At 40.7% G+C, this 17,687-nt stretch carries 9 protein-coding genes; 4 read left to right on the top strand and 5 right to left on the bottom strand.

Annotated features, from left to right (window positions below):
* Positions 1–7: 7 nt before the first annotated feature.
* Genes H6679_04185 through dnaX form a run of 5 tightly spaced genes read right to left on the bottom strand, consistent with a single transcriptional unit; the run spans position 8 to position 5,512 of the window.
* Positions 8–1,129 carry an ankyrin repeat domain-containing protein gene (locus H6679_04185; GenBank protein ID MCB9493445.1) on the bottom strand — a complete coding sequence of 374 codons (1,122 nt, stop codon included), beginning with the start codon at positions 1,127–1,129 and terminating at the stop codon, positions 8–10.
* Between the two features lie 30 nt (positions 1,130–1,159).
* Entirely contained in the window at positions 1,160–1,558 is a 399-nt protein-coding gene (gene raiA / locus H6679_04190) for a ribosome-associated translation inhibitor RaiA (GenBank protein MCB9493446.1), read from the bottom strand.
* 13 nt (positions 1,559–1,571) lie between these two features.
* A complete protein-coding gene (locus H6679_04195; protein ID MCB9493447.1) occupies positions 1,572–2,348 on the bottom strand; it encodes an ATP-binding cassette domain-containing protein in 777 nt (258 codons plus the stop codon).
* Positions 2,349–2,359: 11 nt separating this feature from the next.
* Positions 2,360–3,688, bottom strand: coding sequence for a ribosome biogenesis GTPase Der (gene der, locus H6679_04200; GenBank protein MCB9493448.1), 1,329 nt, complete (start codon positions 3,686–3,688; stop codon positions 2,360–2,362).
* 42 nt (positions 3,689–3,730) lie between these two features.
* Complete coding sequence (dnaX, locus tag H6679_04205; protein MCB9493449.1) at positions 3,731–5,512, bottom strand: DNA polymerase III subunit gamma/tau; 1,782 nt, start codon at positions 5,510–5,512, stop codon at positions 3,731–3,733.
* A gap of 166 nt (positions 5,513–5,678) precedes the next feature.
* On the opposite strand from dnaX, the gene H6679_04210 reads away from it, so the two are divergent.
* The 4 genes from H6679_04210 (at position 5,679) to H6679_04225 (ending at position 17,655) form a co-directional block, all read left to right on the top strand.
* Entirely contained in the window at positions 5,679–6,947 is a 1,269-nt protein-coding gene (locus H6679_04210) for an ankyrin repeat domain-containing protein (protein ID MCB9493450.1), read from the top strand.
* Positions 6,948–7,059: 112 nt separating this feature from the next.
* Positions 7,060–12,204, top strand: a complete 5,145-nt coding sequence (locus H6679_04215) for an ankyrin repeat domain-containing protein (protein ID MCB9493451.1) — start codon at positions 7,060–7,062, stop codon at positions 12,202–12,204.
* Positions 12,205–12,232: 28 nt separating this feature from the next.
* Complete coding sequence (locus H6679_04220; GenBank protein ID MCB9493452.1) at positions 12,233–15,745, top strand: ankyrin repeat domain-containing protein; 3,513 nt, start codon at positions 12,233–12,235, stop codon at positions 15,743–15,745.
* 14 nt (positions 15,746–15,759) lie between these two features.
* Positions 15,760–17,655, top strand: coding sequence for an ankyrin repeat domain-containing protein (locus H6679_04225; protein ID MCB9493453.1), 1,896 nt, complete (start codon positions 15,760–15,762; stop codon positions 17,653–17,655).
* Positions 17,656–17,687: the final 32 nt, after the last annotated feature.

The following is a 17,687-nucleotide window of genomic DNA, read 5'->3' on the forward strand; positions in this document are numbered from 1 at the left end:
TTTATCTTTAACTATCTAGGCCTACCATAAGAAAATCGTAAAGATATGGATTGTTTTCTTTAACATAGTCTAAGTCAATACCGCCATGGTTTTTATGGTTGGTGTTCTTATTTTTTATGTCCTGAGGTTTTTGTCCTAAGCAGTTGGCTGTGTGTAAATCTATGTCTTTTAGTTCTGGTATGTTTTTGTATACATCTTGTAATGCTGAAGTTAATTCTTCATCATTACAATGTGCTGCAAAGTGAAATAGCGTGTTGCAGTGTATGATACTACCGTTTTTAAAGCGTGGCCTAATTGGAATAGGCCCATATTTAGCTGTCATTTCGCCCACTACTTTGAGCAATTTGTATATTGATTGCGCTTGAGCTTGATCGCGACATTTTGCATCTAACATTTTTTCGAAGGCGTATTTTCTGTGAGCGTCAGTTATTTGGGTACGTAAACAGAGCATAACTACCTGAGAAAAGTTGCCGATGTGTATCGCCAGGTGTAGTGGGGTCAAATTTGCATCATTTGCTTGATTGTGATTGATCTCAAAGCTGGGGGTTGCATCAAAGGCGAAGAGTAGTTGGCGTAAATGGTTTTCTGAATCAAGCATTATGGCTAAATGGAGCAGCGTATTACGACGTTTTAGTTGTTGATTGAGTGAACCAAATTTTTTTCTTATTGCACTCACAACAGACAAAAAACGGTAAAGAGCTAATCGCTCTTGTTCTTCCTTTTCTTTGCTTGCCTTTTGTGCGTGTATCGTTTTTTGCGTCTTTTCTATTCCTGCACGTGAATATTTGAAGAATGCATAATCAAGATGTGACGAGCAATTGCCAGAGGGCGTTGTATCAATTTCAGCATCAAAGAAGCAGAGCCAATGGGCACTGGTAAAATCGTTTTTATCAATGGCGATGTGCAGTGGCGTTTGACCGTTCTCATCACGTATATTGGGGTTTGCACCATTTTGCAGTGCTTTGAATACCAGGCTTGGTTTTTTATTAGATAATGCTTCGAATAGGTTTTTATTTACATTATTGGAATCAACAGAGCGTATTTTGTTACCATCCTCTTTTGCATATACACTACTCCCCCATGTAAAGGCGCAAGCCAGTAGGCCTACGCCTATCATGGATTTTTTCATTAAACTTCTCTTTGTATCGTTTAAGTAAAATTATTTTTTTGCTAAATCGTCGGGGTTTGGAATGTTTTCAGTCATTTCCAATTCTTTGGTGAAGATTTTTTTGTCGGTATCTGCTTTGCGTTGTTTATCACGCACTTTGGACTTTTCCTTGGTGATGAGTTTTACCATTTTATCAATAGCATTATCAACTGACACGTACATGTCAGTGCCTTCATCATGCGCATTGAGGTTAAACTGTGGTGTCTTAACGTGTAGCTCAGCACGATGGTGCGGGTGAAGTTTGTTTGCCTTCATCCAGAGCTCAACGGTGAATGGTTGCATGCTTTCTTCATCTTTGAAAAAGTCAGCAATTTTTCTTAGCTTTTGACGTGCATGTGACTCGAGCGGGCCCGAATGGTCCATACTTTGAAACGTTATTTTGATGTCCATGTTTTTCCCTTTTTTATTTTGTTAAAAAGCGGTCAGACATTTCCTCATAAAATTGAGAACCTAGATATGTTTCTTTAGTATAACGGTTTTGCAAAATTTCTTGAAGTGTACCTGATGTGACGATTTTTCCATCAAGCATAACAAAGACGGTTTGAGCGATTGAGAGTAGCTGTTCAACGTGATGATCAGAGATCACAACCGTGATGCCACGAGCAACCATCTGAGCAAAGATTTTTTTGAGTTCATAAATCGATTTTGGATCAACGCCTGCAAATGGTTCGTCAAGCAGCAATAGCTTTGGATTCATCAATAGGCTGCGTACCACCTCAAGTTTACGCTTTTGCCCACCAGAGAGCATATGTGCTTTTTTGTTTTGTACTGGAGTTAGATTTGTTTCAGCAAGCAGTGTTGCTACGTGCTGATTAAACTCTTCTTCAGTTTTGTTCTGCCAAAAAGGATGGTACAAAAAAACGAGCTTGAGGTTATCGGTTACACTCATCTGTAAAAAAAGTGATGTGTTTTGTGGCAGGTACAACAAGCCGTGCGCAACACGCTGGTGAACGGGCCAGGAGTTGATGACTTGCCCATCAAACATGACAACATTTTTTTTATTGTTTAGGTCTGCAGGTGGCGTTTGATGCAGGCCAATAATGGTTTTAAACAGCGTTGTTTTGCCCGCACCGTTTGGCCCAAGAAAGGCAATCATACGAGCCTGTTGTATGCTGAAGGTTACATCATGCAGGATAGCATGCTTGCCAAGTGTTTTGCTGAGGTTGACAATTTCAAGCATGATGGACGTTGTTATGTATGAACAGTGATAGAAATAGGACAACCCTTGAGGTCAAAATTCTTACGCAAAATATTTTCAAGGCAGGCAATTTCTGATTCGCCAAACCACTCTGGAAAGTTAACCTTCATGTCAAAGGTTGGAATGTGTGAAGGGATTGCTTTAACTTTATGAACGCGTAACTTCATTTTGTTGTGCATAAGGGGGTGGCGGCCCAGTGCTGCTTTAATAAGTTCGTCAACTTGGATTGAATTAAAGTTTTGTGTGCAGCGCTCACGCATTTTTGCCAGCTCACCATAGATACGGCTGACATTTTTTTTGCTCATGCATGAAATCCACAATTGTGGAATGCGTCTGAAAATAAATTCGTACTCATCAAGCGTTGAAAGCAGCGTACTTTTGTTGTAGTCGTCCAAGATATCTGTTTTGTTGAACAGCACCATGACCATCTTTTTTTGCTCATAGGCATAAAACAAAAGCTTAAGTTCTTGATCGCTAACGGTACCCTGCGTTGTGTCGATCATTAAAATGACTACGTCAGCATCACGCACCGCACGCAGTGCACTTTTGACCATCATTCCCTCAAGTTCATCGTCACGAACCTTTTTTTGCTTGCGTACACCGGGCGTGTCGGTTAGCTCAAACAAGTCTTGTGCGTGGTAAATCATTTCAGAAATTGCCTCACGCGTGGTGCCAGCAATGTCTGAGACAATGGCTCGGTCTTGGCGCATGAGCAAGTTGGTTAGTGATGACTTGCCGACATTAGGCTTACCTAAAATTACTACTTTGTATTCAGGTTTTGCGCTAAGGTACTGCGTTTGCGCACGTGCAGGTAGTTGGGCTACAACGGTGTCAAGCAAGTCGCGAATACCACTACCATGAAGTGCTGAGACGGGAATAATGGTTTTAAACCCAAGGGCTTGAAATTCATGAATATTTTCAGAAAAGGCGTTGCGGTTGTCAGCTTTATTGATGACCAGGAGTACTGGTTTTTTGAGTTTATGTAGTTCGCGCGCAATGAGGCGGTCGTGTTCGATCATGCCGTTTTTACCATCGCAGACAAAAACAATGACGTTACATATTGTCAGCTGTTGGCGTACACGTTGTTCAACCAGCGAAGTGATTTCATCTTTACCGCGTGCAAGGCTAAAGCCTCCGGTATCAATCAGGTCAAATGTTTTACCGTCCCATGTCATAGTTTCATGCAGATAGTCGCGAGTGACACCTTCTTGTTCGTAGACAATACTTTTTTTGTCATCAATGAGACGATTGAACAATGTTGATTTGCCTACATTGGTGCGGCCAACAAGCAAAACAGTAGGGAGCGATACTTTTTTAGTCATAATATGTACACAGTTATGATAAGGGGACGTGAGGGTAAACTACTACCTGACAACTTTAACTTTTCTTATTTTACCCGGGAAAAAGCGCATGATCAAGTGAGTCAGGGGCCATTTTTGCTCATCACGAACATCGATAGGCTCTTCATGGTTTTCTTTGGGCGCACTTGGTGCTCGTTTAGTTTGGGTGTTTACGCGTGAAAAGCTCTTACTGACCTGCTTTGCTGGCAAGGGGGGCAGCGGTGTGCTGGTTCGTTGAGCGGGTGTTTTTGTTTTAGTGCCACCAGCCTGTAAGATAAAATCGCTAAAGTTGCCCAGTGTTTTTTCCAAAACAGGTAACCATAATTTTTTTGTATCTGTAATTTTATCGGTAAATAGCGTACCGACGTGGGCCAGCTCGAGGTGAACTTTTTGCTGTTCCTGGTCTAAGCGGAGAACGCTTGCTTGGCGAAATATTGAGAGTAGCATTGGGTCTGCATTTGCTTGTTCAAGTGCTGTTAAAAAGCCGGCCCAAGCTTGAGCGTGTGGATTTGCGTGCTCAAGTGGGGCTGCCTGTGGCTGTGGTGTTGCTATAGGGTTTGCAATACGTTCAGCTGGCGGGGTTACCTTGGGCAGCGAAAGTGTTGGACTGCCACCACCAGTGTTGCAGGCGTTAATGAGTTGCTCAAGGTCAAGTGAGCTAACTTGTTCACAAAGCTGGAGTAGCATGAGTTCTAAAAACGCGTGTTTTTTAGGTGTTTTTAAAAATAATTCTTCTTGGCTCCACATCAGTTGCATAATGGCGTGCAGGCGATTGAGTGAACATTGCCCAGCTAAATGCTTGACGGTTTGGGCATGGTCATCGTTGCTTGGTAGTGCTGACTTAACGCCGTACTTAACGTGCAGCAAACTGCGGCATAACTCTACCAGCATATCAAAAAGTAATGTAGCATTGCGTTGGCTAAAGTTGATTTCGTCAAGATGTGCAAGCAGCGCAGTGCCATCTTGCGCGATAATGTGACCAAAAAGAGCGTACAAATCTTTATGTGCAATGTGCCCAAGTACATCGACAACTGCTTCATAACTGACCAGTGTGTGTGAAAAGCGGACACGCTCGAGCAGATTGAGTGCGTCTCGTGCTGAGCCATCGGTTTGCCCGATAATCAGCTCAAGTGCGTCTGGTTCTATTTCAATAGCTTCAGCGTTACATACTTCCTGCAGATGTTGTTTGAGCAGTGTTGTGTTGATGGGGCCAAATAATGCTTGAAAGCAGCGAGAAAGTACGGTTTCGGGAATTTTGTGTGTTTCAGTTGTGGCTAAGATGAACAGGACTGTTTCTGGTGGTTCTTCCAGTACTTTGAGCAGCGCGTTAAATGCTGCTTTTGAGAGCATATGTGCTTCGTCAATCAAGTATACTTTTTTGCGCCCTTGCATAGGCATATAACTTGACGAGTCAATAATTGAGCGAACATTGTCAACCCCGGTGTGCGATGCGGCATCAATTTCTATAAAGTCTGGGTGAGCGCTTTTTGCCATAGCTTTGCACGAACTGCATTGTTGGCACGGCAATAGCTGCGTTGTTGGGTTTGTGCGAAATTGCTCAAGCTGCTCGCAGTTGATTGCTGCTGCAAATACGCGTGCGGTTGTTGTTTTACCACAACCCCGTTGACCAGCAAATAAGTATACGGGAAAGATTTTGTTTAGATACAAACTGTTTTTGAGCATCTTGACGGGAATATGTTGACCAACAATGTGCTCAAATGTTTGCGGTCGCCATGAGCGTGCAAGGTTGAGTCCGCTGGCTGTTGGTGATTTTTCTGACAAGGAATTTTTATTGGGTGTGTCCATACAACAATCTTTCCTAATGGTTATGCTGATCTGACAAGCGTAGCAAAAACTTTATCGTCTGGCACGTTTTATACAAAATTTTCAGATATGCTTATCTCTCCCCCCGTCAGGGTGTTATTCTTAATGCAAAGAGTCTATTTTTTATGTTGGGCGATGGGAGTTCGTTATGAATATCTGTACTGTTTTTGGACTGTTTTTTTTGATGCAAGTAATGCTTGGGAGTGTTTTTGCCGCTGAGCCAAATTTTAGCGATCCGTCAAACTATTATGCTGTGTTGGGCTTGTCTAAGGATGCAACTAAAGGGCAGATAAGAGCACGATACAAAAAGCTAGCCGTGCAATATCACCCAGATAAAGAGGGAAGTAACGAGCAATTTGTAATGATTCACAAAGCGTATGAAAAATTACTTAATCCTGATGATCATGATGATGGAAAAAGCTACGACGAACTTGAAAAAGCTATTCTATCAAATAAATTCATGGATGTTGTAAGGTTGACCGAACCACAAAACGTGTCGTTGTATGAAAAAACGGGTAGCCATTACATATTATTTGCGTATAGTTTTATGGCTGCGTTAGAAGAGCATGATATTCTTATCGGGGTTGATAGCTCTCTGATAGAAATCTTAAATCACCTTATCAAGACATTTGGTATATCTGATGAATTAGGCAATTTTATGTTCGATTGTTTGCAGCGTTTCGCCTCTGCAAAACAAGATGCTTGGGCACATATATGGGGTTATATATTGCTTCGAGACATTATTCCTAATGCAGGCAAGCAAATTAATGAGAAGGTGCACTCATTTACACCACTTCATTTCATAGCACAGTTTTTTAGGGAGTCATCTAACTGGTCTGGTCAAATAATGGAGAAGTTGATTAAGCAAGGCGCACAAATTGAGGCGATAGTAGATAGTGATGGCCAAACACCATTACACTGTGCGGCTGAAAATGGTCAAACTTCTGCTATAAAAATATTACTTGACCGGGGTGCTAACATTAATGCGCAGGAAAATGAGGGCAGAACATCGCTGCATCTTGCAATCCTTGGCATGTATGAAGCTGCTGGTATGAGCGGCAAAGATAATGTGACCCCTGTCCGACGCCGGGAAACGGTTGCGTTGCTGCTTGAGCGAGGGGCAGATAGATCTATTGCGGACAAGAAGGGCCAGACTGCTTTGGCGTGCGCTCAAGCTAAAGTTGCCAGAATGAAAGCAGGGGGTAAAACTGTTACAGCCTTTGAGAAAATAGTTGAACTGTTGCAAAAAGGTCAAGCCGCTGAGTCCAAGTCTTCTAAAGGGAAAGGGCAAAAATCAACAGGAGAGCCGGGGTCAACGCCAGGAGCTCAGGCCAAGCCGCAAGAGCCAATGCTGTCACTACTGCAGGCACTCAAGCTTAAGGTGTTGCATCTGCTCGGTGCTGTTGCTGGAAAGTAAAAAACTTTATCGTCTAGCACATCTGATACAAAATTTCAGATATGCTTCTTTCTGCTGTTGCTGATTTAGTACCCTTAACGCAAAGAGTTTATTTTTTATGCGAGGGGTAATAATGAATGTACGTACGGTTATTGGAGTGCTGCTTATTGCACAGGTGATGGTTGGCGGCTTTTTGGGTGCTGCAGATGTTGTGCCTAGAGACAAAAAAAGCGAGTTTTTGTCAAACGCTGCGCGAGGTTCAACGGTGCCGCGTGATAATAGCCTTGAAGCGATGAAGGCTATTTTGAGGCAATACCCACAAGTGATTAACGCCGTTGATGAAGATGGCGAAACAGCGCTATGGAAAGCTACAAAAAAAGGACATGTTGATATTGTTGAGTGGCTTCTTACTCAGGCTGAAGGGGGCAAGGGTCTTGTAAATAAAGCTGACAGCAAGGGTGTAACCCCTCTTGAAAAAAGTTTTCAAAAAGAAGGAGGGGGGGCGCTAAGCAGCGAGAGGTATAAAATTGCTGATTTGTTGCTTGGCCATGGTGCTGGTATGGATAAAATATCTGATGCTGATTGGTCAAAGTATATATCCAATGCAGCAGGAACTTTTGATATTTCTCCTGGTTTTCTTTTAAAAGTTTTTGCGGGAAAACGTGACGTGTTTACTAAAATTGTCCAGGAAGATGATTTTTTTATTCAAGACCTCTTGGTAAGATTTTGGTATGGCAAAAGTAAAAAGCAAGAGAATGACTGGAGACGTGTCATCAGTGAAATCATAAAAAAAATGATACCTGATGATGCTAAATTGTTAGATGTTTTGTTGCAAATTGGCAAGGCTCGTATGCCTCAAAGAGATCAGCTCATTGAGTTGCTGCTCGAGGAGGGTCTATTAAGCAAAGAAGTATGCGCGAGCAATATTGCGAAGTTGTATAAACATGAAGCCTATGAGGTGATTGTTTCCTTGCTGGACAAAATAAAGCTTGAAGGTCTAAGCGCAGAAGACTATGAAAACATGATGTGCGTTGCAGCAGAGCATAAAAAAGAAGGTCTAGGTGCATTGAGTAATATGCTGAAGAAAAGACCGGTACGCGACAACCACTTTCTTCTTCAGCATTTGCTTAAGAATGAAAATTATGACGAAGAAGTCATTCCCGCAATTCAAAAATTTATTACAGAAGGCATTCTTGATGACAAGGCCTTTAGTAATCGTATGATTTTGGCAGATTTATGGAGGACTAAGGCTTTTGATAAAATTACAAAATTGTACAAAACTGTCCCAGAGCCCTATAGGAAGGATCTTATAGAGTCGTTATTTGCATCGGTGCGTCAAACCTCTGATATTAATGAAAAATTTTTTTTAGAATTACTTAGGTTTGATAATGAAATTGCGCGATTTATTTTGGTTGATAAATCAGGAAAAAGTACAGTTTTACATAAGTTTTTGAGTGATTATGCTACTTTTCCAAAGAAAAAATTGGAAACATTAGTACAAGCATTAATCGATGTTGGCGCTGATGTTAATGCGATGGCTAGTGATGGTGAAAGTCCTTTGTCCCTTGCTCTGGAAGGCCTGAAGTTCAACGTGGCCTTAATGTTAATTAAAGCTGGGGCAGATACTAAAGGTCGTACAAAATCTGGACAGAGTATGCCCCAGTTTTTTATGGATGTTAAGAAAGAATTAGATCAAACCTTGCTAGCTAAAGCCGAGATCAAAGAACTTGATACACTGCTCAAACCTGATGAAAATGAACTTGGTTTGTTTCGGTTGGAAGAGTTGCTACGCAAAGCAGATAGTAAGTCTGTCGATGATTATTTGGAGATTGCTGGTCTGGCAAAGCATGTTGACCCAAACAAGCAGTATTCAGAGGGGTCTCTTCTTCATATATTTTTAAATAGTGCACTGAAAAATGTGCAAAGGGGTGAAAAACTTTTCTCCTACCGTATTGTAAGCATTATAGATATGCTCGTAGGTGCAGATCCGTCTTGCGTGCATAAAAAAGATGCATTAGGCAATACCCCATTACACCTGGTCTGTAAAGCTGGGTCTCAGCTTCTTGAATACAAATTTTTGGATGTAATTAAAAAATTAGTTAGCGCCGGAGCTAACATAAAGGTAAAAAATAATGGCGGTAAGACTGCATATCAAATCTATGCAGAAAAAGAGAGCCCTGGCTATTTGTGGAATAATGATGAAGTCAGGAAAGTGTTGGAACCACAACTTGAGGCAGATGATCTTAAAGGCTTGACTCAAGCAGAGCTTGCGAGGGTGGTAACAGTTAATATGAATAAGAGCATTGTTGATGCTGCGTATAAACTTTATGCTAAGCGTTATCACGTTGATAGATTCATAGAGAAGCCTGTGGAGAGGGGGGCTGATAGGGCGATTATTGGACATATACTTAAAGAAAATTTGTCCAGTGAATATCAAAAAATAAACACCTACGAAGGGCCGATACAAGATATTTTACGTAAATGGCATAGCAGCGTTGATAGAAAAAATGTACGGATAGATAATCAAGAATATGATGGTGTAAAAAAGTTTCTTACTGCTATAAAAGATACATACGAGCGTCGAAAAAACTTTTTCACTGATGATGTTGAGAAAAGGCGCAATGAACTTTCTGTTGAGCTTGCCAAAAACATACAGGGTGCAAATGTAGTAGCCGTCAAAAAGACGCTTGAAAAATTTAAAGAAAATCATATTTCGCTTAACTATCTACATAAAGATTTTGGTGGTGGGTGGAGTTCAAAAAGTCCATTAATGGCTGTATACAATGAGTTTAAAGTTTCTAGCAGTCAGGATTATGCATTATTGGACGCTCTCCTTGAGCATGGTGCTGATGTTCATTATGAGAATCCTTATGTGGGGACTGAAGAGCGTTCAGTATTTATAAAAGCTCTTACAAGTAAAGATGAGGGCATCTTAAAGCACCTTTTTTCGAAGAAGATTAATTTGTTTCACGAATATGACAGCTCAGCACTTCCGTATCTTACCCCATTTACCATGATAGTGAACGAGGCTCTCAGGGATTTCTCAGCTTGTGAACGGATTTTTGTTACATGTCTTACATCATGTGCTGAGCAGATAAAGAATAATAATTTTCTGGTAGTTGATTACTTCGCCAGAGAATCTACCACACCTGGTTATAGAAAACCAGCGCTTAATAGAGCTCTTATGAAAAATGGTCCTAATGATATAGATGTTGCACGTCTTTTGCTTGATGCAGGAGCAAGTCCGACTCAAGAGTTTTACGATTTTGGTGTACATACTAATCAGTATTCTCACTGGACCCCTTTGCATCAAGCGATTCATTTACGAAAAAAAGATTTTTTCTCTTTATTTATGGAAGAAAAGTATCGCGAACAGGTTGATGTTAATGCTCAGATTATCTATAACGTTGAAGCTAAAAAAGAGAAATTAAATGAACAAGATGAAAAAATTGTTTTAACGGGTCAAAAAACTGAAACTCCTTTGCACTTGATCGTCAAAAAAAATGAATTTTCTGCTGCTGATATACGAAAAATCTTTGAACGGGGACCTGACTTGAGCTTAGTTGATCATAATGGATTAACTGCACGGCAGGTTTTGGAAAATGCAAATCACCCTGATAAAGTAGCCATTTTAAAGCTGTTTGACCAATATGCGGTGCAGTTCTTCTCTTACATTAACCAAAAAAACTACGAAAAGACTGCAGCCTATATAGCTGGTCCTACATTTAATGAAAATGTTGTTGATGCGCAAGGGAATACGATACTACATGCAATTGTAGACTCAAATTTTACGCCTGAGAATAAAAAGAAGCTTATCTTGCAACTACGCTCAAAGCTTTCTTCAGGTTTTGTAAATAATAAAAATAATCAGGGGAATACACCTCTTTTACTTGCAGCTGCAAAAAAAGAGTCTGAAATAGCCATGTTGTTGAGTGCATTTACTGGTGCTGATGTAAATCTTACAGATTCTTCTGGAAAATCATTTATGGATTATCTTGACGATAATCCTGATTTACAAAGAAAGAATGCAGCGCATATGAAATATGAAGTATATGTGACCTACGTTCAGGATGGTGGTGTACAAGCTTTGAAAAAAGCTCTTAGTGGTGAAAGAGACCTGTCTGATATCAGAGACCCCTTGGGGAACACATTACTGCATGCTGCAATTAATCAGTCTAACAAAGTTGGAGGTTTTAACACTAGAATAGTTGAACAGCTTATAATACATAATGTAGCACCTAAGAACTTTATTTTGCTCAAAAATTTGGATGGGAAAACACCATTGCATTTGTTAGGGGCTGATGCCAAAGTTGATTTCATAGTTACAGCGTTAAAAAATAAAGGTTGGAAAAATGATGACTTTGAAAGTCTTTTTGAGATTTTTGAAGAGGCAGGCAATATTGTTGCGCAGCGCTATCTCATCTTGAAGGAGAACTGTTATCCTAAAAACTTAAATCTTTTTGTTAACAAACTATTTGAAGGTGAGCTTCATCAAGTGACTGATATTTTACAACCAATGATTCAAGAAGCCATTAGACGTGGGCAGGTAGCGTTGGTTAAGCGATTTTTTGAAAAAATCAATAAACTTTCAGGTGAGGCAAAAAATGATATGATGAATAAGAATGTTGCCGTCTGGGGTCTATTGCATTGGGCTATTTATGCTGACAGCAAAGATATATTTGATTATCTCTTAGAGCAGGGAATTTCACCAAACAAAGAGCATTTTATTGAAAGTGCTTGGGTGTTACCTATCCAGTATTTGACCTATAAAGGCAAGCTCGAATGGGCCAAGGAGCTGCTTAATCGGGAACCAACGCCAGCAAATATAGCAGCAACGAAGAATAAAGCAGGTTATACCCCGTTAGCCTTTGCTGTATCAATGGGTAAACCAGATTTTGTTAATTTATTTCTTGGGCACAACAAGTCTTACAGGAATAAAGCAGGTAAGACCCTGGAAAATAAAATAACTGATACTGATAAAAATGCTGTTCTTACATGGGCAAAGTCTCAGCCAAAAAATGAAGCATTAACAAAAATCATTACACTCCTGGAACAGGGTTCAACGAATGATCCTGACTTCTTCAAGGCCGACCCGGCGTCTTCTAGTAAGAAAAAGGAGCCAGGAACAGGACCAACGCCAGGAGCTGAACAAGCTAAGACCAAGCCGCAAGAGCCAGCAGTTTCACTATTGCAGGTACTCAAGCTTAAAATGTTACATTTGCTAGGTGTTGTCAGCGGCAGTGGTCAAGCTCGGGCGCATGATCGAGGGAAAAAATAATTTTTTGTAGGGTTGAGAAGGTATGAGAATGAACACGAACGCTTGTACTGCTGTGTTGGTTGCGCTGTGTATGATGGGTGTCAGTAGTTTGTTTGCCGGCGAGCCAGCCAACGGGCCTCATGTTGCGCTAAAAGACCAGGGTATAACACTGGTATTTGATGCATCGGTTGAGGATATAAATGCGAGATTAAAGCCGCTTATGACGCGCTATCATCCAGATTCTGGAGCTGCTCCGGACAGGGAAAAGTTTGAGGCGATCGATCAAGCGTATAAAACAATGACATCACCGCACTATCGTATGTGGCTTAAGGGATATAGCCAGAATGATGATTTTAAGCGAGCCAATCCTGACTACGAAGACTATTTATTTAATGACAACGTCAAGCAAAACAAGCGAGCAACGGATGTTGAAAACGCCTTGAAAAATATTGATCTTGATGCCATACGTCAGGTACTTGAGGCAGAAAAAAATGATCCTGACTATGTTAATGAGTATCGGTTGCCGGGAAAGTTTTTCGATTACAGTATAAAAAATAGGGCGAATGGAAATCTGCTTGGTCAAGCATACCAGCAGTATGAAGAGCTGATTAGGCAAAGGGTTGAAAGTCCACGTGAAAAAGAAGCAAAAAAGAAAACGTTGCAAGCAATAGCACAACAGTTTGTTGATGCAGGTCACACAATCAATTTTTTGTATCCCGATCAAAATACCGCAAGTAGAACGTTTTTACACCACCTTGTTGAGCAAAAGCATTTGGAGTGGCTTAAGATTGTGCTGAGCGCTGCGCAAGATGTGGCAGTTTTAGTTGCACAAGATCGTGATGGGAATACGCCACTGCATAAGGCGTTACAAATGAAGGTGCCTGACATGGTCCAGGCGCTTTTAGCACCGTTTACCATCGAACAAGAGACATTAAATGTAAAAAATAGGAATGACGTTTATCTGCTTGGTATGGCACTAGCCGATGAAGATATGCAGAATAATTTTTTATACTTATTTTTGGATAAAAATGTCAATCAAGTTTTTGGCGAGAAAAAAGAGACCGCATTGCATTATGCCGTGCGTATGGGGCAGGTTGCATTAGCCAACACTATTTTAGACAAATATTCCGATAAACTTGATGTGTGTGTGCAAGATTCAATCGGTGAGACCGTGCTGCATGTGGCTACACGGGTATGGGACGATGATAGTGACCAATGGAACAGTTCATTGTTTAAAAAAATTCTTGAACTTAATGGAGCTGGGGATGCGCTCAACAGTAAATCAAAAAAAGGGAAAACGCCTTTAGAGTTGGCTCAAACCGTGTTTGAGCCAGAGCAGCTTAAGCAACTAGGGCCACTGTTTGCTCAGCATGATCCGATAACGATTTTTACACAAGCATTGCAAAGCAACGATGAGCAACGCGTTGCAGATGTTCTTGATAAGACAGTATTTGATGAAACACACGTTGACGCACAGCAGCGTAACCCCGTGCACTTGCTGGTGTTGTCAAATTTTTCTGTTGAACAAAAAGAGCGTTTGATCAGTCAAGCAAGAAGCAAAGGAATTAGTGATAATGAAGTTGACGTTGATGACAAAACGCCACTTGATCATGCTCTTGAAAAGAATGAACGTGAGCTTGTAGAGTACTTTTTGTGGGCTGGTCTTCGCCCATCACAACCAGTGACAGACGATGAAATAAAAAAACTCATTGATCGTATTAAGCAAGCCAGAGAGGCAAAACAAGTAGTGCGTGATCAAAATCATGAAAATCTTAATGAAAAATATTTAGCGAGTTTGGATGTAAAAAATATCAGAGATGAGAATGGGAGGTCACTGCTACATGATGCCGTCTATAGTGGTACGGGAAAAGCCATCAATCTTTTGCTCAAGCAGGGTGCACGCATTTATGTTAAAGATAATGAGGGAAAGACTCCTTGGGATTTAGCAATAGACGCATCAATTAAAAAACCACTACAAGATAATTTGAATCAGCAGCTACTGTATGCGATTGAAGACAATGATGTGCCGGCGGTTGATTACCTGCTTGACATTGGCGCTAACATAAAAGCAACAGGTGTATTGCATGGAGCAATCGATCAAAATAACTTTGAGATGTTTAAGCATTTGCTTGAAAAAGGTGCACCGCGTAATGGAAGCAGAGATGATATGTTAGTCCTACAGTACCTTGTTTTGAAAGATAGGTTGGATTGGGCAAAATATATTTTAGATTTAGAGCTGCCGGCTTATTTAAATCAGCAAAGTCCAACAAGTCAATGGACCCCGCTGCATTTTGCAGTTTTTAATGGAAAGCTCGATTTTGTCAGGTTGTTTATGGGCCATGACAAGCAGTTTTTCAGCCCAGCAAAAAAAGTGAATGTTCAAAATAAAGTTGATTTGACAATCAAAAATAATTTGGGTCACAGTGCGATAGATGTGCTTGATGACGTTGAAGGGAAAATTAGTTCGGAAGCTTGGAGTGAGATTAATGACCTCCTTCGCTGGGGTGATGAGCAGATACGTTGGCATCTTAATCGAGGGGATAATGTGTCTGTCTTTAATGACCTTGATATTAAAGCAATGGCAGAAGGTGAATTTGAGTGGTTTGAGACAGCAATAAAAGAAAGAAATCCGCATCTGTATCGTGTTTATGAGATTTCTAGAGATATCGAGCAAGCCGATATTAGTCCTTGGAATTTGCCAGATATTAAAGATGATAAATTCAGGCTGCTCAACGTTTTTATCAAAGCGGGAGCAAAAGTTAATTACGTTCCGAAAAAACGGCAGGACGGGGATAGTTTGTTGCACTTGGCCGTTAAAGATAAAAAATGGGAATTCGTTGAATTTTTTCGCTCATGTGGTGCGGATGAGAGAGCAAAAAACAACGACGGTAAAAGTGCCAGGGAACTTTTAGATGAGATAACTAAGAGTGCCGAGGGCGGCGACGAAGAGGCTAAAAAAATAAAAAATGTACTGAGCACGAGTTATTCACCTTTATTTTTGGCGTTAGAAAAAGACAATAAAATTGCTTTTGAAGCCCAGTTTAGAGATGATCCCAATACGAGACGTAATCCATTTAGAGATGGTATGTCGTTGTTACAGCATTTGATAAAAAAAGATAAGTACGAATGGGCTGAATACTTGCTTGGTCTTGATGTGCCAGCAGAGGTAAACTTCGTTGTGAAAGGGAAAAATGTATCAGGTGATACAGCACTTCATACTGCTATAAAAGAGGGCAAACCTGAATTTGTAAAACTTCTTTTGGCCCAAAATAAACAATTTACAGATCCTGTTTTAAAAGAAAAAATTAATAAAGTTGATCTGAACATTCAAAATGCTCGAGGAAAAACTGTGCGTGATGTTCTGAATGATAAAAAAGATGAAGAGCCCGGTAAGATGACCGTCTGGGATGAGATTGAAGGGATGTTGTTAGGTGAGACCTCGGCAAAACCAGGGCCCTCTGATCCCAAGCCAAAGGCTGTTGAGGTGCAAGATTCAGTGACTTCATTGTTACAGGTGCTTAAACTTAAAATACTGCATTTGCTAGGTGCTGTGAGTCAGTGATGTTAGGGGTTGCGATGAAAAGAGTATGGTTATTTTTTTTACCAGCGATGATTTTTGGTTCTGTAGGTGCAGTCGAGGACAAATTTGACATGTATGAGTTGCATAGTGCAACGCGAAACGGTAATTGGAGCAAAGTTAAAGAATTGGTGCGTGATTATTCCCCCAACAGCATCAATGATGAAAAGCAAACTGCTTTACACATTGCAGCACTGTATAATCAACTGGATGCAGCACGATCGCTCTTTTCTGACAATGAGAACGTTTTGATTAATGTTGATGCTGTTGATAATTTTGGCAAAACGCCGCTTCACTATGCTGCTGAAAAGGGCCATGAAGACTTGGTTAAAATTTTGCTTATTGGTGGTGCGGATACAGAAAAGAAAGATGGAGCTGGTAAAACTCCAAAGCAGTTGGCAAACGGTAAGCCTGCAATCCTTGCATTGCTTGCCGATCCGACGTCGGCACATGCAGGCGATGATCTACAGACCTTGATAAATGTTATTGTTGCATCTCCAGGGAAAGCGTTAATTAACGATGCTTATCGGCAGTTTTCTGTAATAGCACATCCAGATAGAGAAGGCGGATCTAAGGAGCTTTTTAGTCTCATTCAAGAAAGGCGTAAAAAACGATTGAATCTTTTGTCAGACGAATCACTAGTGCAAGAACAGGTAAAAAAGAAAGCAGGGCGGGCGGGTGAACAGGCTTCAAAAGAAACTGTACGGGCAAGTTTAGAGCGAGAGCTTGGCGTTAAGAGAAAGAACCTATCCGATATTGATTTGTTGCGTCGTCTTGTTCAGTCTACGTTGCCAAATGAGCGTAAAAAACAATTGATTGAGCAGGCAACGGCAGTTGGTTTTGATGCTACCCAGCAAGATGAAACTGGTAAAAATTTACTTGATTATGCGATTAATGCAAAAAATCATGAGATGGTTAATTATTTGCTTTGGAAAAGTGTGAGGCCAGCACGGGTCATAACCGATCAAACAGTACAAAAAATGGTTGATACCAATAAAATTGCGCGTGCTGCATTTCGTGTGATCAGCAATGATGAGCGTGAACATTATACACAGGATTATTTTAAAAAAATTGATGTCAAGGGCTTACAGGATTATAAGGGTAGCACCTTGTTGCACCATGCTCTTGAGCATGTACGGCTATCAGTTGTTACTATTCTACTCAATTTGGGTGCGCGCATTTACGTCAAAGATGGCCAAGGCAGAACGCCTTGGGACCTAACAACGAGCGATGCGTTAAAAAGACCATTACGAGATAATTTGAATCAGCAGCTACTGTATGCAATTGAAGACAATGATGTGCCGGCGGTTGATTACCTGCTTGGGCTGGGCGCTACCATAAAAACAGCAGGTGTGTTGCATACAGCAATCGACCAAGATAATCTTGCTATGTTTAAACATTTGCTTGAAAAAGGTGCATCACGTAATGGAAGTCGTAGTGACTTAACGGTATTACAATATCTTGTGCTTAAAGACAAAGGTACGTGGGCTGAGCATATTTTAAATTTAGATTTGCCCGCAGATATAAACCTAAAGAATAAAGCGGGAGATACCGCACTGCATAATGCTGTACGTCAAGGCAAGCCTCAATTTATCAGATTATTTTTGAGTCAGGATAGAAAGTATCAATCGTCTACGGGGCAACCAAAACATAATAAAGTTAATCTTGTTATTCAAAATGCTGCTGGCAAGACGGTACTTGAGCTTTTGGATGAGATGAATGGGAAGATACTTCCTGAAACCTGGAATGAAATGAATCAACTTTTGAGGCCTGGTTCGAGCATATTCGCTAAGCCTCTATCGCAAAAAACTGGTGTGCAGATGGATCCCATAGCATCGCTTTTACAGGCAATTAAACTTAAGATGCTACGCTTGATAAGTGTGATAAATCAGTAGATTGCAAAAAATAAAATATTGCCTGATTTGTT

It is taken from the genome of Campylobacterota bacterium (genome assembly GCA_020633995.1).
Classification (GTDB): domain Bacteria; phylum Babelota; class Babeliae; order Babelales; family RVW-14; genus JACKCO01.